Here is a 22057-nt window from a genome sequence, read left to right as displayed (position 1 = left end):
CTAAAAATTTTATTTTGCAAACTCGTGCTAAGAATCAGCACTGTTCTTGCCATACAAGCTCAGAAATCTTTCTTCAATCTGATTCAATGGCAAGCTCAACTCGACAACCCCGAATTTCAAGAAGATATGCCAAGCATGTTGAAATGAGTTGGGTTGATGTTCAAAATAACTCTGATTGAGCAGCTTTTGTAAAATCAGATAAATTTTTGCAAAAGATTGTGTTTTCCATTTGCCTTCAAGTTCATGCAGCTGCTCATCAGACACTAATAGCAAATATGTCCATTTTTTGTGATTAGCTACCTGAAAAAAGGAAACCAGTGCTTCACAATACAAATCCAAGATTGCCTCAGAATCATCTTCAATATTATCAGTAACGACTGACCTTTTAAAAAGATTTCCTATGCAATAGTTCAGTTCAAAATAGGCATTCATCAGCTTATTAGCGGGAATCCTTTGTTCTATTCTATAATCATGAGCGACTTCACGAAAACGTACTGCATCAGTTAGTTTTTTTATATCCATTATTAAAGAGCCTCATACTTATTCTAATTAAAATAAAGAGCATCTGACTGTATCTCTAGCGTATTCAAATTCTCAAGATACCATGACCTCAAGAACTCATAGCGCAACAGCACATCAAACCAACCAATTTTGTGTTGCTGATCATAAACTTTGATACCCCAACCCAAATCAATATCGTCTTCATAATTATGTTGTTCAAACAATTCGATGACTGTTCCACTATCAAGTTTAAGAATTGGTGAGCTATTCTCCCCCAATTCGAGCATTCTGCCGCCATTTGCTGCTTCAACGAATAAACGATCAATGATTGAATTTGGAAGATTTGGATCTGCTAATTGATAAACTGCGCTATTGGAAGGATCAAGCAGCGTAAAGTCTACATCAAAGCCATAATCTTCTTTCAAGAAATTACCAATATCAAGCAAATAATTTTCAAAGCCTTTAATAGCATCCTGGCTGATTTTTTCATGATACTCGACCAATAATAATTGGGTCACGGCACGGCTATTGAACCTCAATACATGCTTCTCAAAATTCAAATAAAATAGAGCCTCGCCAGTTGTCTTTTCTGTGTAGTATGCTCCGCCTTGAACCGTGTTCTCTAGTTTAAAAATGAAGTAACCAGCTGAATTAATTCCTGGAAATTCATGATAGAGTTCATTGTATCGGTCAGATGATTGTAAAATCACACGCTCTCTGTCATGGAGTGCTAACAGTCGATTAATGAAGATTAGATAGAAATCAGACTGGCTATACTGCTGCGGAAAAGTCAAATATGCAGTATCCAATTGATATGTACTAAGAGCTTGTGCAGCTTCAAATAATTCATTTGTACTTGTTGTCGTAATCAACTGATCTAGCAACTTTGTAAAATTATATCCATTTTCAAGGCTATCTTTTAGCTGATCATTATAGGAAATTAGACGACCAGAAGTACTTAAGGTTGTGGCATTTTCAGTTGGTTCAACATCTGCACTGTTATGTGGTTTAAAAACTTCGGTTGGTTTTTCATACTCTCTACTCATTCGTATTCTTCCTCCCGTTTGTCGCTATTAAATCGGCAATGTAATCACGATATAGGGATTCACAACGAGCTTCGAAAGCATCAAAGCTACCAAATTTAGCAATAATGCTCTGCTTCTCATAGCCGATCAAAGTGTCTTCTTTCGATAACTCAAGAACCTTTTTCTCATTATCCTTGATCAAACGATATGCATCTTGCGCTTTTTCATCTTGTTCAGTCAAGTTTGAAAGTTGGTTAACAAGTTGCTGTTTGGCTTCTTTTGCTTTGGAAGCTTCCCAAGGCATAACCTTTTCCTGTGCAAGTTTCTTTAACTGCAATCTGGTTTTTTCTTTTTCAGTATCTCTTTGTTCTTGCGAATCAATCAACGCTTGCAGTTGATCTGCCTGGCTTGATAGCATGCTGATCTTGTCACTGTTCAATCGTTTGCTTTGACCCTCTAATTCAAATGCCCTTCTCAGCTTTTCATATTCAGTTGAATCGAAGATAAATTGAACTTTGATGACATCTAGTTCACCAAAGAGTCGGCGATCCCACCAGTTGCCAAAATAAAACTGAAATTTACCCAAACCAATCTGTTCAAAGTAAAAAAATGGGTATGTTTCTGCCAAATAAGCTAAGAGATTGGCACTCAAATACTGGCCTAATTTGGCTGCGATATCACTTACAAGATTCTCATTATCAGTATCTGCACTGCCATGCTTTGCTTGAACGATCTGTTCCGAGTAGCGGTCACCATCGATCAATTGATACACCAAACGGTCATCTTTATTATCTATCGCCGTTGCCAATGTCTGCAGATAGCGAATCTTGTTGGCAACAGCCTTTGAGAGTTCTTGTGTTGCTTGCACGTGCTCTCTGTCACTCACCGTATTACTATTTGCCAAAATAATCTCCCCTTACAATCACAATTTCTATTTATAATTTATGTTTGCTTCTCAATCTCTAATAAGAATAAGCAACTCCAGTATAATTATAACATTCTAATCCTAAAACCCCCAGTATATGTGATTTAGCGACTTAAATATTTTCGTTTATAGTTGTGAATACCTGCCAAAAGAAAGGCAGATTTGTCAGTTTGATAATCAAGTTCAATATTTTCTATATCAAAGACATGTTTTTCGAAAAGATCTTCATATTCTGTAACGGAAACAGACTGGCGTTTATTTAACATTGCCCAATAGTCGAATCCCACAAGTCCCTTCTGATAATCAGGCTGTAAAATACCAGTGAAAAATTCGGCTTGTGCACCCGATCCGTAACTGAAGAACCCAATCCGATCACCGCTTTTAATCGAAGTACTATTGACGAGCAACGACAAAAAACTCAGATAAAGCGAACCTGTGTAGAGATTTCCAACTTCACGGTTGAATTGTCTTGCATATTCAAATTCTCTGATCAATCGTGTGCTGTCTTCAACTGTAGCATCCTGCAGAATTTGCCTGAGGCCTTTCAGCCCCATTTTGGTATATGGCAAGTGAAAAAGTAGTGCTCCATAATCTTGCAACTGATAGTTTGTTTTTTTGAGTTGTTCATCCCAAACATTTTTCAAAAAATCAAGGTACACTCCAGAAGAATACTTACCATCCACCAAGGCCATAGAATGCCCCAATGGACGCCAAAAGTCCATAATATTTTTTGCGTAAGCCGAGGTCTCATTCTCTAGTTCAAGAATCTTAGGATCACTGCCGATAATCATGGCAATTGCGCCCCCGCCTTGTGTTGGTTCACCCGGCGTTTTAATCCCATAGCGAGCATTGTCGGCACCGATTACCAAGACCTTACTCTCAGGGTTTAGTGCCACATACCCCTTCGCAAGTTGAAGTGCAGCCGTTGCGCCATAGCAGGCTTGTTTCATCTCGATCGTCCTAATATTTTGCTTAAGTCCCAGTAAATTAGCTAAATATATCGCGGCACCCTTTGAATTATCTACTCCAGATTCTGTCGCAAAGATAACATAACTTATTTTTTCTTTGTCTTCTTGGCAGATAATTTTTTTTGCTGCTGCTGCTGCCATTGTTACAACATCTTGTGTTGGCCGAATTACTGCCATCTTGGATTGCCCAATGCCAATCAGATATTTGTTTGGATCTTCGTGACGCGCTTTTGCTAAGTCCACCATGTCCAAATATAAATCCGATGTGGCAAAACCAATTTTATCAATCCCAATTTTCATTAGTTTCACTCCTTGTTCCTGATAACTATTAACTCAATAATACACGAAAAAAAGCCTCTAATGGTAAAATTCCACTAGAAACTTCTGCAAAATCACTGATAAATCTTTCTGTTAGGACATCAACAATTAAATGCCTTATAATTTTTCATTTACTTCAACAACTTCTAAAAAATTTTTCCACACACCCAACAAATAGCGTACACCTAGATCAAACTAGAAGCACTCAGTAAATATTTTTTAGCATTTTTGTAGCATTTTTTAATACATGCGGCTCTTGCCAGAAAAAACCTTGCTGCATGATAAGGCCACCGGAAACCAGATTTTTTGCGGTAATCTTATTATCAATTCCCTCAACGACAAATTCAAAATTATACTTGTTTGCCAGATTACACCATGCTTCTAAAAATCGATAAATGATATCACTTCTTAATCCCCTAAAAGCAACTAGAGAAATCTTTAATCTGTCAATGTTTTGCAGATTATTGGATACAAATTGAAGTGAATTCTGTCCAGTACCAATATCATCTATTACGGTCTTAAAACCAATCTTTTTTAATACAGGCAGTGGTGACTTTTCGAAAAATTCGTCCTGTGTCGCAAATTCTTTATTGAGCGGGATAGCTTCAGTAATTTCAATGGCAATTCTTTGATGTTCATCTGAAATATTATTTATAAAAACCCACGTTCTAGGATATTTAAATTGTTGTGGGTCGATATTGATATCAAACTTATAATCTGGAAATTTCTGCAGCAGATACCTAAATTCCTTCTCAAACCACTTAATAAAAATATCATTGTAAGTTTCACTTTCAATCAATTTTCTAAAAGTTTCAAAGGGAAACTTATCATTTCTTCTAGAACGAATCAAAACCTCGTAGTCAGCAACCGATTCAATCAATTGGTTTGCTTGAATCCTTACAATAGGTTGGCAAACTAAATAAAATTGTTTCAATTCGTCTAATATATGAACCTTATATTCTGTCATCTGACCATTCCTTTTAGAGATATAATTATAAAATCAGAGGTCCAAGCAACACAACTTTCGATATTATCCTACTAAAAATTGGCGCACATATAACCAAAGATTAGAGAAAATCTTTACCTAAGAGTATTATACACACAAACTCATTTAAATGAATATTTATTAGTTTGAAATTAGATAATTATTTAGTCCCTTATGACTAGTATCGGAAGTAAAATTAAATTTTAAATACCCTGTCCCTGATTATCTATAAATTATGCTCTCTCTTAGTGACATCCAATGTTACTACTTTACGTTACTTCACCATGTTACCCATAATAACACCTAGGACAGATAAAATGATACCACAAATATAGCTGATACTTATGTACCACCATGCATATATACGCTTTTTACTTTCGATCAATCCTAAAATTTCTACGTTCATCGTTGAAAATGTCGTAAAGCCTCCTAATATACCAACCCCTATTATTAAATACGCAGCTTTAATCGTTGATAAACCATATAATATGCCTAACAAAAATGAACCTAATAAATTAATTAACAATGTTGCTGTCGGCCAAATCGTTCGTGAATTCTTTTTAATTGTTGTAGTAATTAAATATCGCAAAACAGATCCTAAAGCTGCCCCAATTCCTACAAAATAAATCACATTCTATTCCCCCGTTTCATACTACGACCACTCAACCTACCTAGCTTCATGCCGCAAAAGGCACTCAAGTAACCGCCAACGATACTTATTATTAGATAGACAATCATATATGTATGTAAATGTAACTCTGCAATCTTAACGGTATCCAAACAAAAGCTTGAAAAAGTCGTAAAGGAACCAATTAACCCAGTTCCCAATCCAAGTGTAATCCAGGAAGCTGGGGTCTGCGACTCAAGTAAGAAGTATGTTAGAAATGCTAGCAAGAAACAGCCAATAATATTAACAATGATAGTTCCGTTAAAATCAAACCAGACTCCGAGCAAATAACGGAAACTTCCGCCTATAAATCCAAAAAAGGCTACACTTGCAATGTTTTTAAAACTCATTTTATTATTCCTCCTCAATATTTGAAGCAAATTTAATCGTTACGTTCCATTGCTAATACGATAGTAGTATTATATGCTAAGATAAGATAATCAATGACTATGAGGTGATTTATTTGAAAAAAATTGCAGTATATTGTGGTGCATCAACTGGCAACAATCCGCATTTTAAACAAGCAACTATTGAACTTGCCAAATGGATAGTTTCAAATAATTATGAATTGGTTTACGGCGGTGGAAAATATGGCCTGATGGGTATTTTAGCCAATACAGTCTTGGATAATGGTGGAAAAGTCACAGGTATAATTCCGCAAAACTTATTCGATCGTGGCGCTGCCCTTGTAGGTATCACAAAACTTGAAGTTGTTTCTGACATGTCTCTACGTAAAAAAAGAATGCTCGAACTAGCAGATATCTGTCTTGCACTTCCTGGAGGGGCCGGAACGCTCGAAGAAATCGCTGGAGCATATTCATGGGCTCGTATTGGTGACAACCCTAGCCCTTGTGTGCTATTGAATATTGATCATTATTATGACTTGCTCGAGCAATTCTTTAATGAAATGGTAGCTAACGATTTTTTGAGTATCGATCATCTGAACAAGTTGTGTTTTGCAAAATCACTTAGTGAAGCTGTAACGTTTGTCAATACATATTCTCCACCAAGACTGCGCAGTTATCTATAATTTATCTTACCTTTCATTACTCATAAATATTTATTCTAAAATCAAAAAAGAAACCTCGGCTAAAATTTACCAATGTATAAGCTTGAGGTTTCTTTTTACCGTTAACATATATTATAGCTGACGAAAAATTAATTAAATGGATTCCAAAAACGCCCATTATTGACCTTAAACAGTAGGACTCCAACGATTACAATCAGAAAAATTACAAAAAATGCCAAGTAGTCCGCCATTTTAAAGCGCCGGGCCATGTACCATGTACGTTTATTATGCCGCCCGAAACGTCTTAGCGACATTGCCTGACTGACAGTCTCGATTCGGTCCAAACTTGTAAAAATCAGCGGCAAGATAATCTGAACCGCTCCCTTTGCTCTTGTTATCAGATTGGCCTTCTTAGAAATCTCATAACCACGTGCCTGTTGGGCCAAACTAATAGTTCGGTAATCACGTTGAACATCTGGAATGTACCTTAATGTAATCTCCACTGAGTAACTGATTCGATAAGAGACCCCAATTTTATTAAGACTAGCTGCAAATTCACTCGGTTCAGTGGTCAATAAGAAAATTAGAGCCAATGGAACAGCAAACGTATATTTTAATAATACATTGAAAAGATAGAGTAATTCTTCCCAAGATAGATTAAAAAATTGATTTGGGTTTCCAAGTATCATGTGATGACTTCCATAAATAGAAATCCCATATCCTGGTGAGAAAACATATACCAAGAAAATATTGAAAGCAGCAAAAGCTATGATTACTTTCAAAATAAAGGAAATCTCGCTAAGCTTGATCTGTGATTTCCAAAATAAAATTATTGAAAACAAAAAAATACCTAATAGAAAACGTGTATCGAAAGTTACCATCCCAATGATGGACAAGCTGACAAAGCCAATTAACTTGGTACTGCCACTCAAACGATGCATGAATGTATCACGTTCGTTATAGCCGACAAAGAGGTTTTTAGACATTATCTCATCCGCCTTTCCGACTCAATGAACTTTGCAACAAAATCATCCGCCGACGGTAATCCAAAGCGGCTAGCCAGCGTATATAGGCTTGTCTTTGCAAGAGATGCTCGCTGCAATATGTTATCACTAGTCAATACCTTTGCTGGAGTATCATCCATGATTACATGTCCAGCATCCAAGACAATCGTTCTCGTAGTATATTCAAGCATCAAGTGCATATCATGGGTAATCAGGATGACTGTCAGATCTTTTTCAGCACATACTTTTTCCAAAAAGCTCATTATTTCAGTGTAATGCCTGAAATCTTGCCCTGCAGTTGGTTCATCGAGGATCAGCATCTTTGGATCAAGCACAAGAATTGCTGCAATCGTAACGCGTTTCTTCTGTCCAAAGCTGAGTGCCGAGATTGGCCAATGACGCATTTCATATAAACCGCAAATTTTCAAAACTTCGTTGACCTGCGTTTGAATCTCTTCGTTTGAAATTTCTCGCAACACCAATCCAGAAGAAACTTCTTCAAAAACAGTCGTTTTAGAAATCATCTGATTAGGATCCTGCAAAATATACCCGATTTTTTCAGAACGTTCTTTGACTGACAGATCAGCCATATCTTCTCCAGCAAATAATATTTTGCCGCTATCTGGCGTCAAGAAGCCTGTAACCAAATTGCTTAGTGTCGACTTACCAGTCCCATTTTGGCCAACAAGACTAATTATTTCACCTTGGTGAACGATCAGATTAAGGCCATCAATCACGTTTTTACCTGCACCATAGGCAAATTTTATATCTCGTAGCTCCAATAAATTTGTCATTTTTTTATCAGCATATGTTAGTTTTGCACCCTTAGTCCATGACTTCAAGCTCTCAGCAATTGCAGGATTAGTGATCGTTTCAGCATGACCAATCTGCTGACAATCCGTTATCGCAATTCCTGCACGTCTAAGAACGCTCAAGTATAACGGTTCTCTTAGTCCAAGCCCAACAAGCTCTTCCGATTCGAGAATTGCATTCGGACTATCATTTGCGACAATCTCACCATCACGCAGTACTACCAATCTATCAATGTTCGCATGCAAAACTTCTTCAATTCGATGCTCAATAAGCACCACTGTCAAGCTCTGTTTTGTTGCCAGTTCATCAATTAGCTTCATTGAGGCAAGACCGGCTGCCGGATCCAGACTAGCAAGCGGTTCATCAAATAATAAAACCTGACTTTCATCTATCAAGACACCTCCCATTGCAACACGTTGTTTCTGTCCACCAGAGATTTCTTGTGGTGAATTCTTCAACAACTCATTGAGCTGCAATGTTTTTGCCCACTTAGAAACCGCTTTTTTCATCTCTGCTTGGGATACTTGATCATTTTCAAGTGAAAATGCCATATCTTCCGCAACTGTCAAGCCCACAAATTGACTATCGGGATCTTGTAATACAGTTCCCACATCAAAAGATAGATCAAATAATGAACTATCAGCAACCTCTTTGCCATTAACAACACAGGAGCCACTAATCGTACCTGGATATGCGTGAGGAATCAGTCCATTGATAACACGCCCAAGTGTGGATTTGCCAGAGCCTGATGCACCGGCTATCAAGACCTTCTCACCGGGATAAATATCAAGATTGATATGTTTCAATGTATCTTCAGCTTGTGAATCATATTTAAATGAGAAATCTTTGAAACTGATCAGTGGTTCTACCATTTTACTTTTCCTTCTTCAAACTACCACGTTTTGTTCTTGTTTTTGCATATAATACCAAGAGAACTGTACCAATAACTGCTACAGAGATACTATTCAATAACCAAGTTGCAAGTCCTTGAACGTATACTTTGCCTGCTGGTTCATGATAAATCAAAATATCACCTGTTGGAGCAAGAAGAACCCAGCCAACAAAGTTAACAACAACTTGATAGACGTTGAAAAGAACTAATTTACTAACTGAAATTTTACCACTTTGGATATCTAGTTGACGTTTGAACAAACCAAAAGCAACTCCGACCAAACCGTCAACGATGACCCATGTCCACCAAGGAGAACCATAGGTAACAAAGTCATTTAAAGCATGTCCGATAAACATTGCCAGCCCCGCCGCAACTGGTCCATAAATTGCAGCTAATAACGGCAAAAATCCTTCAGCCACATTTACCTGAGTATTTGAGATACCAGTTGGAATAGCGATAAACTTCATTAAGACAAAAATAATTGCGGCGCCAATTCCCGTAGCTACAACGGTTTGAACAGATCTATTCTTATTTGACATCAGTAACACATCCCCTTATTAATAATAAATTATTTATTCTTCTCAAATTAACTGGATTAAAAAAGCGCCCTTCAGCTGAAAGGGCGCACAAGCGCGGTACCACCAATCTTCAGACCATACTGGTCCCTTAAATTATCTAAGATTAATAACGAGTATCACTCGGATAATGGCTTATTTACTAATTCAACTCACCATCTCAGACTTCTAAAGAACCATTATTCGTCTCCAGATTGACATCGCTTTACAGCTAGCGCGACTCTCTTGTGAAAATCCGAAGATTACTTATTCTCTCACAGTCAATATTAAGAATTCAATGTTGTAATTTTACAATAAATAGCCAACAAAATCAATACAGTCACTCTAATACCCCGCATCTAAATCAACTAAATTGTGTAATGGCTTGTCTGCGAGATACTTCTCAAGATTATCATCAAACAAAGGAACAAATGTATCCTTAAAGTGTGCCATCAGGCCTGAAATATGCGGAGTTGCTATGATTTTAGGTGAATACCACAATGGTGAATCTTTCTTCAAAGGTTCTTCTTCAAAAACATCCAGATATGCACTCTTAACATAGTCATCGGACAGAAGCTGTGTCAAATCCGAGGTAACTACTGATGTACCGCGACCAACATTAATAAACGAGTAACCAGGTTTGATCTTCTCCAGCTTGTTTTTATTAAAGAATCCATTAGTGTACTTGGTTCCTGGAAGAATATTTATGACATAGTCAGCATTATATTTCTCCTTGGCCGACTCAAAGTCATCCATCGTAATGACCTTGTCAAAATCATCTGCCAATCCAGCATCAGCTCCATGGCGATTAACACCAATAGTTTTCATCTCAAAGAAGTGACAATATCGTGCGATCTCCTTGCCGATGTTACCTGTTCCAAAAATCAATGCTGTTTGCTCGGAAGTTTCATATACTTCCGGTTCATCCCAAGCACCTGGATTCTTTATAATAGGTCTTAATCCACGATTCTCGATCAGTAAATATGCAGCAACAGTTTCAGCAATATAGCGTGAATGCAGACCAGAAGCCGTTGTTAGCTTAATATTACGCTTTGCAAATTCCTCCAGTGGAAAATAGTCGACACCGGCCGACTTGGATTGGACCCATTTGAGCTTCCTGCTTTTTAGTAGTTCATCTGCCTGAGAGATTTTCCAGCCAAGTATAATCTCTGCATCCAAGTAATCACTGGCATCTGTTGTAAATTCAACGGTTGGGTATTTAGCACGTAAATATTCCAACTGAGTGTCTTTTATGCTCACAAGTATAAGTGCTTTTTTCATTAAGAATCCCTCCAAAGCATGCTTTTGTACTACGCAATTTTATTAATTGCAGATAACAATCTTACCAATTGTTCGATTAGTTTCAATCATTTCATGTGCTTTACGCAATGTCTCAGCATTAACAGCATGTAATACTTCCGTCACGGTCGACTTAAGGACACCATCATTCAGCATTGTTGAAATTTTCTCAAGAATCTCGTGTTGTGAAATCATTTCTGGCAACTGGTAGAAAGATTTGGTGTACATCCATTCCCATGAAAAAGTAACACTTTTAGGCTTTAACAAACCAAGATCAAGCGGTTCTTGATTGCCTGTGATTGAAGTAATTCGACCATTAGGTTTAATCATCTTCGCCATCTCGGCCCAATGCCCATCGATATCACTGAGCTGCAGAATATAATCTACTCCATCGATTCCTTTTTCTTTTAGTTGTGTTGGCATATCAATTCTATGATTAATTGTATCGATCGCACCATGAGCCAGTGTCCAGCGAATTGACTCTTCTCTTGAAGCCGTTGCAATAACTTTAAGACCTGCCCAAGCTGCAAGCTGTGTTGCAATCGATCCAACACCGCCGGCACCGTTGATAATCAGGATCGTCTTCTTTGCATTCTCAATCCTTTTAGTTCTTGATATCTGGAGTTTTTCAAACAACGCCTCCCATGCTGTTAAGGAAGTTAGCGGCATTGCCACACTTTGTTGTTGTGTTAACTTCTTTGGTGCGAGTGCTACAAGACGCTCGTCAACTAATTGGTAATCAGCATTTGAACCTGGACGGTCAATTGCACCTGCATAAAAGACACGTTCGCCTTTTTCAAACAGACGAACTTCATCACCACAGCCAACAACTTCACCCAAAGCATCCCATCCAAGAATCTTCGGATGATTCTTATCTAATTTTTCTTTCTTGTTCTTACGAGTACTAATGTCAACTGGATTGACTGCAATTGCCTCTATCTTGACTAGCAAGTCACGCCCTTTTGGAATTGGCTTAATTGTCTTAAAGTCAAACAAGCTATTCTCCTCAGATATAGGTAAATGTTCTGTGTATCCAACAGCATTCATCATCTCAACCATAACTATCTGCACTTCCTTTTCAGTAACTATACCCTTATATTGCAACTTTACTTACAATTTGGCAACTTTAACTGACTAATTTTGGCAAAGAGATAATTAAAATTATCTATTACTTTATAAATAACTCAGAATGTGCTGGAGTAGTCTTAGCTAGAACTTTACCGCCCCTGATATTGTAAAGAACTTCCGCGTGCCTATTCAATACATTATAAAAGTCCGCTCCATTTAATAAAATACAGTTTGCCGGCAGTCCGACTTTGATCCCATATTTTTCACTAATATGCAAAGTCTTAGCCGCATTATAAGTCACATATTTGTATGAAGACTGGAGCTGTTCATATCCCATTAACTGTGCAGCGTAGACCCCCATATGGACGGGATCCAGCATATTCCCATCACCTAGAGGGCTCCATGGGTCTTGCACATCATCTTCGCCAAAGGATACATTGATTCCTGCTTCTGATAGTTCCTTAACACGTGTCAATCCACGCCGCTTGGGATATGTATCAAAACGACCTCCCAAGTGCATGTTGACCAGTGGATTAGAGACAAAGTTCATTTCTGCCATCTTTAATAATCTGAATAACTTGTAAGTGTATGCATCATTATATGAACCCATGGCAGTTGTATGGCTTGCAGTTACACGATTCTTCAAACCAGTCTCATAAGCTAAGGTGGCAAGAACTTCAAGATTACGAGTAGCTGGATCATCAATCTCGTCACAATGAACATCAATCAGCGTGTCATACTTCTCTGCCAATCCAACCAGATACTTAAGTGAATCAGCACCATAAAAGTGATTGAATTCATAGTGAGGAATACCGCCAACAACATCTGCACCCTCTTTAAGAGCCTGCTCTAATAGTTCTCTACCATTAGGAAATGACAGGATACCTTCTTGTGGGAAAGCAACCAACTGCAAGTCAACGACATCTTTTAACTCTTCTCTGAGTTCCAAAAGTGCCTGAAGAGCAATTAGATTCGGATCCGTAGTATCTACATGGCTCCGCACAAACTGAATTCCGAATTTGATCTGGCGATAAATTGTTTTACGGGCACGTTCTTTAACATCCTGAATGGTCAAACTCTTCTTACGTTCAGACCAGATTCTAATTCCATCAAAGAGTGTCCCTGTCTGATTCCATTCTGGTTGTCCGGCGGTCAAAGTTGCATCCAAATGAATGTGTGAATCAATAAAAGGTGGTAATAGTAGGTGACCTCCCCCATCAATTACTTCTTCACCGTCTTTGGGCTGCAAATCTGCAGCAATCGCAGCAAACTTGCCATCTTCAATCCGTATACTTTTCAATTCTTGTTCATTATCAATATGAACATTGCTGATTAGCATCTAATCTCTCCCTTTCTGAGAAAATTTCATCAAAACAAAGTATAATGCCGCACTGAGCAGCATGTCGATAAAAGTAGCACCCACTGTCAAGTTTAAGAAATCAACTTTTTGCAAAACAAAGAAAAAGACTGCTCCAATTACCCATGTGATAATCGCAGTCCAGTTAATCCCACCGCGATACCAGTATATTCCATTTTGTTTTGTTAATTCGTTTACCTTGTAATCTTTTTTCTTCAAAATATAATAGTCTACTATAACAATACTGATGATTGGTCCAAGAACCATTCCAATGTAATCAAGAAAAGCAGTAAAGGCATCCAAGAAGCTGCCCATGATCATTGGAATAAAGGTCACAATGGTAGCAAGTAGAGCCACAATCCATAAGGAAACCTTCAAACTCAATCTTGGAAAAACATTTGAAAGAGCTGAACCTGCGGCCATCAGATTAACGGCGTTCGCGGTCATACTGGTTAATATAATGACAAGCAAGGCAATTATTCCAAGTCCTAACTTACTTGCAATAGCACTTGGATCAGAATTATTCGGATCATATGCACCAGATGAGACAGCAATGCTGATTGTCGCAACTAAACCAATAAATGAAAACCAGAGTACCCCAATCAATGCACCAACAAATGGCATTACAGTTGCACTGCTCTTTTTCTTGGTAAAACGGGTAAAATCAGCACCGGCAGTTACCCATGCGAGGTTAAACGCTGCAACCGTATCAATTGCTGCCCCAATATTCATCTTGAACTTACTAGGAACATGCCACGCAGCAATCTGATCAAGCGACACTGTCTTGAATACAACGATTGACTCCCAGAATACAAAAATAAATACAAGTATTATTCCGATACGTTCAATCAATTGGACAGAACGCGAACCACTTGCAATACTAATAATATGCAAAATACTCATTACCGCAATTCCCAAGAACATTCCAGTATTACCACCTGGATGCCCGAATAAAGGCAATCCCACCAAGTCATGTAAAAGATAGCTAACTGATGTCGCAGCAATAAAGGTATTGACTGCGGTCCATCCAATAAATTGCGTAAAATTAATCAATGATGGCAAAAAACTACCACGAATTCCAAACGATGCTCGGCTGATTCCCATCGTTGATACCCCAGTCTTATAACCAATAAAGCCAATCAAAGATAAAAAAACATATGATAAGGCCGACGAAAATACCAAAACATTCATTGCGGCAACAAAACCACATGCAGCAAGAACTCCCCCAATATACCACGTACCATTGTTAGCATTTGCACCAACCCACGTTGCAAACATATCCCAGGCTGATGTGCGTCGCTCCTCAATGGAGACACTTAAACTCTTTTCTTTGTCATTATTCACTTCAATCTCTCTCCTCTTCCTCAATCTAATATTAAAGTATATTATAATCTCATTGATTAGAGAAGAAGTTTTGCATAAATACTCATTAACCTCTCTTTACATTAAAATTTGGGTTTAATACTTAAGAATGTTAAACAATAGAATGTATAACCTAAGTTGCTAAGGCTTGAATATTATGCCTTTTGCATTATGGATACCATTATTACGCGATCAAAAAAGAACTAAGTCAAGAGATAATTTTGACCTAGTCCTTCTTTTAAATAAAATACAAAGCACATGCTAACATGCTGTGATTTTTGTTTATCTTAAATTTATATTTATTAATTCATCAATGAGTGTTTGCGACCATATGTGAAGTATAGAATCATACCAATTGCAAACCATACAAGGAACCTTAACCAAGTCTCCCAGTTAAGTCCAGCAATTAAAACTAAACAGAAAACAATAGCTATAATTGGTGTTACCGGCACACCTGGTGCACGGAAACCACGGTGAAGATCTGGTTGAGTCTTACGCATCCAGAGAACACCTGCAGAAACTAAGATAAATGCTGTCAAAGTACCAATATTTACAAGTTCTGATAAGATGTTCAAGTTGATAAAACCACCTGCAAGAGCTGTGATAATACCGAAGAACCAAGTTCCCTTAAATGGTGTCTTGTATTTCTCATGAACATCACCGAAGAACTTAGGAAACAGTCCATCACGTGACATCGAGTAAGTAATTCTTGATTGACCATAAAGCTGAACCAAAATAACAGTTGTCATACCTAAAATAGCACCGATACTTACGATTACTGATAACCATGTCTGACCTGTCGAAGCAAGGACAGCCAAGATAGGAGCATTAAGGAACTTGTTGAACACAGTATACTTAACAACACCTGTCATGATCAATGTCATAATGATATAAAGCACTGTAGAAATCAAAAGTGAAATCAGAATACCACGCGGTAAAGTCTTACTTGGATTGATTGTTTCCTCAGCACTTGAAGCAACAGAGTCAAAACCAATAAATGCGAAGAACACGATTGAAGCCGCTGGAATAATTCCTGCTTTGGCACCGGCATGTGTTGAGAACCAACCATATGGTGAGAATGGAACCCAGTTATGCGGCTTGATAAACCAAACTGTACATATGATGAATAATACGATAACAGCAAGCTTCAAAATAACCATTGTATCGTTAACACGTTTAGTTGAATTGATCCCGATTGAGATAATCCATGTAATTACGATAACGATTAAGAACGCTGGTAAATTGAACACTGTGCTGACACCAGGTGTTGTTCCAGCTGCTGCAGTAAGAACAGTTGGTATATGAATTCCCATGTTATCTAGGAGGTTAACGAAATAACCAGACCATCCAACTGAAACCGTTGCGGCACCTAATGCATATTCCAAAATTAAATCCCAACCAATAATAAAAGCAATAACTTCACCAAATGCTACGTAGGAATATGTATAGGCTGATCCAGCAACAGGAGCAATAGATGCAAACTCTGCGTAACATAAACCGGCAAATCCACAACAGATAGCAGCAATTAAGAATGATAGAGATAATGCAGGACCTGCTGTCAAAGCACCTTTACCTGTTAAAACAAAAATCCCAGTACCGATAATAGCACCAATTCCTAGAAAAGTCAGATCCATAGTGCGCAGTGTACGTCTAAGTGGGGTCGCACCACTTGTGAGCTCTGCTACACTCTTCTTTCTAAAAATACTACTCATACAAACATCACCTTTCATTTGATGTATTAATGATTTTATAATCATATTCTTAGAATGTCAATTTTACTACTATCATTCATGTAGGATTTTATGACATAGTGTTGCCGATTTACGATTTTTATCTTGTTTTCAAAAGTTAAATGTCCCCTTTTTATATGTTTTCTTAATGTAAGCGCAACACTTTTTTGATTTCGGGAAAATTAACTTTATTTTTTTGAACTAGAATTAGGTTACTTTTTTCAATATTTTGGGATGAACTTCTAACAAGACTTGATATAAAAAATATTAAACTTTACAAAAAAATAAAATTAAGTTGACATTTTTACTTTTCATTTCGTTTGTATAAGTGTAAGCTGCTGCAGCACTTGCAAAATAAAAATGGAGGTGTTTTACATGAGTAGAGCATGGGTTAAATCAAGTATCGCAACAACAGGTATTAGTGCAGATGGCTCAGAAATTAAGCATTCTTTCAACAACCTTAAAGAAGGTTTAACAGAAGCCGATGTTATCACTTTCACCGCAATCTTGAATACTTTGTTAGCTGATGAGATCTCAGAAACAAAGCTCACCACTGTTGAAACAGTTGCAAAATAGCTTTACAGATACTAAATAAAAATTAGGGGGAGTTCAAATGAAGCAATTAGACATGGTTTTTGGCAGTCAATCTGGTAAAACAAAGAATCACTTTCGTCTTAGTTATGCGAATAACGATCTGAACAAAGAAGTCATTCAAAAGACGATGGCAGATCTAGCCGAACTTGGGATTTTCGTCAACAAAAGCGGTGAACAAATTTATACGACACCAATCTCTGCTAAATATGTAGAGACAACAGATACACCGATTTTCGAATAATCACGTAAAAACTGACATATAAGAATATTACAAAACACCACAGCAAGAAAATGAAAATTTTTTTACTGTGGTGTTTTGTATTAAATTGATAAACTTTCTTAATAAGCTGTAACCAACAAATAAATAGCAAGTCCAAATGCTGCAAATGCAATTAAGATCCGCAATAAATGTATATTGACATGACGAACAATGATTGGTCCAACATATCCACCTGCCAACAATCCTACACCCATTGGGATCACATAATGCCATGCAATATGCGATTTAAAAATAAAGATGAATGTCGCAGTTAAGTTCCCGGCAAATGTTATTACATTCTTCATTGCATTAACGATATGAAATTCTTCGTCTGTAATTGCCGAGAGAATTGCAAGAAACAACACACCACCCGCTGCACCAAAATAACCAGTATATCCACCAACTAAAATTATACAAATCGAACTGATAACTAGTTTTGACATACTTTGCGCTTTATTCTGTCCATTTAGTTCACTGCCACCGGCCACTTTCTTCTTACGACTAGACATCAATAGAAGTACACCTGCACCAAAAATAAAGAATGGCACAATTTTCTCAAAAGACGCAGACGGCAAGTACAGCAACAAACAGCTACCAAACACACTACCAACAAGCGATAAAACTACAAAAAATAATAATTTTTTCCAATGATTTTTCAATTCCTTAAATGAAGAAATTAACGAACCGATTCCTGAAAAAATCAATGCTGTCGTATTGGTAACATTGGCGATTACTGGTGGAACACCAACCAGCAATAATGCTGGATAAGATACTAATGATGCCAACCCTGCAACTGATTGCAGTAGTCCAGCAAAAAAACCAGCAATTACCAAAAATATAATAATCCAAAGCATATTAAATTTGCACCCTTTTCTTCTCTCTTACAAATAAAATTCTCAAGCTGTGGAATTATTATACCTTGAATAATCACTATTGAACAGAATCAACTTTACCTAATTTGTAGTAAAGGCATCACCTGTATTGACAATAACACGACCCTTTCCCTCTTTCTTAGCCCGATAAAGCGCATCATCCGCTGCTCTAACAGTCTCATATATCGTCGCATAGTCTTGATTATCCGAGATACCTGCAGAACATGAAACACGTATTTCCTTTCCCGACTCAGTTCTATACTTATCAGCTTCTAGACAGTTAATAAAATTATTTAATTTTGTGTATGCAAACTCAATAGGTGTATCCTCAATTAAAATACAGAATTCTTCTCCGCCAAAACGATAGAGTGTTGAATTTATCTCATTATTGCTTACCATATAATCTAACAGCCTTTTCGAGAAGCTTTGCAGAATTCCATTTCCTTCATTATGACCAAACTCATCATTGAAATTCTTGAAATCATCAATATCTAACATTACAGTTACATATTTTTTATCAGAACCTTGGCTTATGATGTTTAAATTCTTCGTGAATTCTCGATAGTTATAAAGACCAGTTAGTTTATCATGAGACTTCATATATTCTAACTCACTTATCCTGTTCTTCTTCTGGTTAATCTCTCTAAAGAAGATAGATGAAAACCAAATAATCATCAGACATCCTGTTAAAACCTTCAAAAAATTTGCTATTGTATAAAAATCAGGATTGAAATGCCCAGTAGCCGGATTCATTGTTAATAAACTGATGAAAATTAAAGTACAGCTGTACCGGTAGAATTGAACGGTAAACGACTTTTGCAAAAAAGTATTCGTCAACAAAAAAATAATCAAAACAGCTAATAAACTCAATACACAAAGTATTATTGAAAACTCACCAATGTTGTACAAAAACAAACTGATAACAACTGGTGTGAACAAACTTGTCATTATTGCAAATTTGCGAGAAATCATAAAGGTTGCAATACTTATAGCATATTGAAAACAAATGAAACCGACTGTATTATACGTTATGTAAGCGATAAAGTATTCTTGTACAACAAACAAAAATAACAATGCAAGATACTTGAAGAGTGAATTTATTTTCTTCATGTCTTCGCTTTCACTTAACACATAAAATTCATATATAAATCCAACGATAAGCGTAGGAATTAACACCAGAACAAATAGTGCATTAAACATATCCAATATCACAACCTTAATATGCTGTTTTTAGAACCATAGCCTAACTTTTTTAATAAATTATACACCTTTTATTAATTTACATAAACTAAAGATAATAAATTTATGTAAATTAACAACTAATTTTCTTTACTTTATTTTCTCACGGTACGCTCTCTTAGCAGTAATACAAGACAACAAAATAACCAGTATTGTCCACCCAATTTTATACTAGTTCTAACCTTATCTATTTTAAGCAGTCAAGTACCCTAACGCATACTTTAACTTAGGAGCCAGCTACACTCTCACTTGGAAGTAACGGTACATCCATCCCAGTTCCTTCTGTATCTTCATTAACAGTAATATTTTTATAGCTTGTCACAAATCCATCTTTCACTATCTCGACTGTATAATTACCTGTAGGAAGATTGAGACTATAAGCACCGCTTCCATCAGTGATTGTGGTTCCAACCAATTCACCTGTTGTATTATCACTACCGGATCTAAAAGATAACGATACTCCGTCAATGTTCGCACCAGTCACTGAATTCTTGATAACTCCGTGCAAACCGGATTCGGTCAAAGATAACTCAGTGTCATACACTGATTTATCGGTATTGACATTTAATCTTTCACTCCCAGAATTGTATCCACTTGCAGTAACTGTACTTTGATAATTACCACGTGGCAGCTCCATTGTATATTTGCCACTCTCGTCAGTAATGGTACTGTAAGTTTCGCCTGTTGCTTCGTTCACTAAAGTTACTTGCGCATTTTTTATTCCAACCTTATTTGAGTCATCCACTATGTCCCCACTGATATTAGACTTATCTGATTGGACAATGTTCACTGTAAGATCTGCCTTACTACTAATAAGATGCCCATTTAAAGAGGTATCTAAAAATGTCAGGCTGGCACTCCCCCCAGTAACAGCATCTTCATCCGCTGTCAATTCATACACACCATTTGATAGTTTAGTGATTGAGATTGGACCATCAGTATTAGAAGTCAAATCAGCGTTACTGCCACGATACTCCGGTAAATATAGTATCTTTGTCTCACCTGGAATTAGTGTCATATTTGTCACTGCTCCTGAGGTATCAGTATTCACCTGCATATTAGCAGTTCTAAAAAGAGGTGTATCTTCTTCGAAACTATATGGCCTTCCCAAGAAAGGACTCTCGACTTCAGCACTATAATGACTATCTTGAGTCTCATTTAAATCAGCATCCACATTATCACTAAAACCCAAGTAGTTACTCATACTAAGCAACTTGTTACCCGCAATTGAGATGTTGGGTGCAACACCCACACCTAAGTTTAAATGCAGCGCATTTGTGCTGCCAGACAAATCAGTAGTTACCTCATGACTTGCAGTTTTCATTAGTTCATTATTATTAATTTGTAAGTTGATATTTGAAGTATATTCACCTGTTACATCCACAGTACTGCCCTTTTCAGCTTGCAAAGATTCATTTAGGGTTAACGGTACATCAACAGATAGAAAAGGAATATCAGTCGAGATTATCGCATTGCCAATGTTATAACTTGTCACCTTTGTCCCTTCTGCCCTAATATGCCCCTGTATTTTAGCAGTAGTCTTAAAAGATGCCACTATTTGTTTCATACCACGGGTGCTTGAATAATCAATATCAAGAGATGGTGTTGTAGCTACTTCTACATTCAAAGTACTACCTTGCCCGTCGTCGACTGTTAGGCTATTCCCGCTTTGATTAAGACTTGCAACTTGTGTATTCGGTAAAATCTTCACTGTACTAAAAGATCCATGACTCCCTGAATGAATCTCTTGAAAGAGTGATGTCATGGTTACGCTTGTGCCATTTAAAATTGTTTTATTATTCTCATGTTGTACACTAGTTATCTTAACAGTTGCTGCATCTGCATGGTTCAATCCTCCATCCGCAAGCACCACATCACCAACATACACATCTTGCGTCCCATTAATAATAATTTCATTATTACCTGCCGAAATCACTTCTGATTTTGGAAAGTAGATAGTATTTGAATTAAGCTGAATGTACCCTGAAGAAGATTGGCTTCTAAATGTTCTCCCTAATTCAATTATGCCATCATCATTAGTGCTTCTACTCATATCACCAGTTGTAATACTGCCAAGCTGTAATCCATCCGAAGTAGTCAAAGTATATTTTTGATCACCTAATAAATGTACAAAAAAATCGCCTTCTCCATCCGTAGAAAGCTTGATATCCTCAACTGAGCTTTTAGCATATATTACTTGATTACACAGAGCCACTCCGCTTTTTTGTGATAAAACACCAGCAACCGTTACTCTATCACTTTTGTCACTTATCACACTATTTGCGAGTTTAGCCGATTTTGATAATGTAACATTGGCCACAGTGGCCGTACTTGCACCTTTATTTTGCAATCGCGCTGCAAACTTATTACTACTTTTAAGGGATGCACCTTGGCTTCCCAAACCTTTTTCGGTCACAATTTCTGAATTATTAGTCTGTTTATTAGTTATTTGATTATTATGTTGGTTAGCCGCCAATAGTGCGTACAATGAACCGAACAAAATAACTATTATCCCTAAACCCCATTTTTTCAATCGTTAATCCCCTTTAATTAAGCTCTCATCCCCTTTTTACATTATAATTGGAGTAGTACTCATAGTACAAGCTAAATTTAAGA

At 37.1% G+C, this 22057-nt stretch carries 21 protein-coding genes; 3 read left to right on the top strand and 18 right to left on the bottom strand.

Annotated features, from left to right (window positions below; all coding sequences use genetic code 11):
- Positions 1–27: 27 nt before the first annotated feature.
- The 7 genes from IV36_RS01670 to IV36_RS01640 form a co-directional block, all read right to left on the bottom strand.
- Entirely contained in the window at positions 28–522 is a 495-nt protein-coding gene (locus tag IV36_RS01670) for a hypothetical protein (protein WP_056990458.1), read from the bottom strand.
- Between the two features lie 23 nt (positions 523–545).
- Positions 546–1547 (bottom strand): hypothetical protein, encoded by a 1002-nt coding sequence (locus tag IV36_RS01665; RefSeq protein ID WP_056990456.1) that lies wholly within the window; start codon positions 1545–1547, stop codon positions 546–548.
- Positions 1540–2430 carry a hypothetical protein gene (locus IV36_RS01660; protein WP_056990454.1) on the bottom strand — a complete coding sequence of 297 codons (891 nt, stop codon included), beginning with the start codon at positions 2428–2430 and terminating at the stop codon, positions 1540–1542. Before IV36_RS01660 ends, IV36_RS01665 begins: the two co-directional genes overlap by 8 nt.
- 125 nt (positions 2431–2555) lie before the next feature.
- The gene (locus IV36_RS01655; RefSeq protein ID WP_056990452.1) at positions 2556–3719 is read right to left on the bottom strand and encodes a hydroxymethylglutaryl-CoA synthase; all 1164 of its coding nucleotides are present in this window, start codon (positions 3717–3719) and stop codon (positions 2556–2558) included.
- 223 nt (positions 3720–3942) lie between these two features.
- On the bottom strand, positions 3943–4704 hold the full coding sequence (locus IV36_RS01650) for an EAL domain-containing protein (protein ID WP_056990450.1): 762 nt from the start codon (positions 4702–4704) through the stop codon (positions 3943–3945).
- 292 nt (positions 4705–4996) lie between these two features.
- Positions 4997–5353 (bottom strand): fluoride efflux transporter FluC, encoded by a 357-nt coding sequence (locus tag IV36_RS01645; RefSeq protein WP_003688975.1) that lies wholly within the window; start codon positions 5351–5353, stop codon positions 4997–4999.
- Complete coding sequence (locus IV36_RS01640) at positions 5350–5739, bottom strand: fluoride efflux transporter FluC (RefSeq protein WP_003688977.1); 390 nt, start codon at positions 5737–5739, stop codon at positions 5350–5352. Before IV36_RS01640 ends, IV36_RS01645 begins: the two co-directional genes overlap by 4 nt.
- Before the next feature lie 113 nt (positions 5740–5852).
- On the opposite strand from IV36_RS01640, the gene IV36_RS01635 reads away from it, so the two are divergent.
- Entirely contained in the window at positions 5853–6419 is a 567-nt protein-coding gene (locus IV36_RS01635; protein WP_056990449.1) for an LOG family protein, read from the top strand.
- A 128-nt stretch (positions 6420–6547) separates the two neighbouring features.
- Here IV36_RS01635 and IV36_RS01630 read toward each other — a convergent pair whose 3' ends face one another.
- The 8 genes from IV36_RS01630 to IV36_RS01595 all read right to left on the bottom strand — a co-directional run bounded on the left by IV36_RS01630 (position 6548) and on the right by IV36_RS01595 (position 16459).
- Positions 6548–7384, bottom strand: a complete 837-nt coding sequence (locus IV36_RS01630; protein ID WP_056990447.1) for an energy-coupling factor transporter transmembrane component T family protein — start codon at positions 7382–7384, stop codon at positions 6548–6550.
- On the bottom strand, positions 7384–9087 hold the full coding sequence (locus IV36_RS01625; RefSeq protein ID WP_056990446.1) for an ABC transporter ATP-binding protein: 1704 nt from the start codon (positions 9085–9087) through the stop codon (positions 7384–7386). The genes IV36_RS01630 and IV36_RS01625 overlap by 1 nt, the downstream gene beginning before the upstream one ends.
- 1 nt (position 9088) lies before the next feature.
- Positions 9089–9646 (bottom strand): ECF-type riboflavin transporter substrate-binding protein, encoded by a 558-nt coding sequence (locus IV36_RS01620; protein ID WP_056990443.1) that lies wholly within the window; start codon positions 9644–9646, stop codon positions 9089–9091.
- A gap of 360 nt (positions 9647–10006) precedes the next feature.
- On the bottom strand, positions 10007–10942 hold the full coding sequence (locus tag IV36_RS01615) for an NAD(P)-dependent oxidoreductase (protein ID WP_056990441.1): 936 nt from the start codon (positions 10940–10942) through the stop codon (positions 10007–10009).
- Between the two features lie 42 nt (positions 10943–10984).
- Positions 10985–12019, bottom strand: a complete 1035-nt coding sequence (locus tag IV36_RS01610; RefSeq protein ID WP_056990440.1) for a zinc-binding alcohol dehydrogenase family protein — start codon at positions 12017–12019, stop codon at positions 10985–10987.
- Between the two features lie 109 nt (positions 12020–12128).
- Complete coding sequence (gene codA / locus IV36_RS01605) at positions 12129–13367, bottom strand: cytosine deaminase (protein ID WP_056990438.1); 1239 nt, start codon at positions 13365–13367, stop codon at positions 12129–12131.
- On the bottom strand, positions 13368–14729 hold the full coding sequence (locus IV36_RS01600; protein WP_056990436.1) for a cytosine permease: 1362 nt from the start codon (positions 14727–14729) through the stop codon (positions 13368–13370).
- 320 nt (positions 14730–15049) lie between these two features.
- Complete coding sequence (locus tag IV36_RS01595; protein WP_056990434.1) at positions 15050–16459, bottom strand: amino acid permease; 1410 nt, start codon at positions 16457–16459, stop codon at positions 15050–15052.
- Positions 16460–16852: 393 nt separating this feature from the next.
- Between IV36_RS01595 and IV36_RS01590 the strand changes: the two genes are divergently transcribed.
- Complete coding sequence (locus IV36_RS01590; protein WP_056990432.1) at positions 16853–17053, top strand: DUF1659 domain-containing protein; 201 nt, start codon at positions 16853–16855, stop codon at positions 17051–17053.
- Between the two features lie 37 nt (positions 17054–17090).
- Positions 17091–17312 carry a DUF2922 domain-containing protein gene (locus IV36_RS01585; RefSeq protein WP_056990431.1) on the top strand — a complete coding sequence of 74 codons (222 nt, stop codon included), beginning with the start codon at positions 17091–17093 and terminating at the stop codon, positions 17310–17312.
- 98 nt (positions 17313–17410) lie between these two features.
- Here the strand turns inward: IV36_RS01585 and IV36_RS01580 are convergent, their stop codons facing one another.
- The 3 genes from IV36_RS01580 to IV36_RS01570 form a co-directional block, all read right to left on the bottom strand.
- A complete protein-coding gene (locus IV36_RS01580; protein WP_010077727.1) occupies positions 17411–18184 on the bottom strand; it encodes a sulfite exporter TauE/SafE family protein in 774 nt (257 codons plus the stop codon).
- A 99-nt stretch (positions 18185–18283) separates the two neighbouring features.
- Positions 18284–19402, bottom strand: coding sequence for a GGDEF domain-containing protein (locus IV36_RS01575; protein ID WP_056990429.1), 1119 nt, complete (start codon positions 19400–19402; stop codon positions 18284–18286).
- 265 nt (positions 19403–19667) lie between these two features.
- Positions 19668–21974: a carboxypeptidase-like regulatory domain-containing protein gene (locus IV36_RS01570; protein ID WP_056990427.1), complete on the bottom strand. Its 2307-nt coding sequence runs from the start codon at positions 21972–21974 to the stop codon at positions 19668–19670.
- Positions 21975–22057 lie beyond the last annotated feature (83 nt).

This window comes from Liquorilactobacillus mali (genome assembly GCF_001437155.1).
Classification (GTDB): domain Bacteria; phylum Bacillota; class Bacilli; order Lactobacillales; family Lactobacillaceae; genus Liquorilactobacillus; species Liquorilactobacillus mali_A.
The sequence above is the reverse complement of the archived record's forward strand: the minus strand, read 5'-3'. Positions and strand labels throughout refer to the sequence as shown.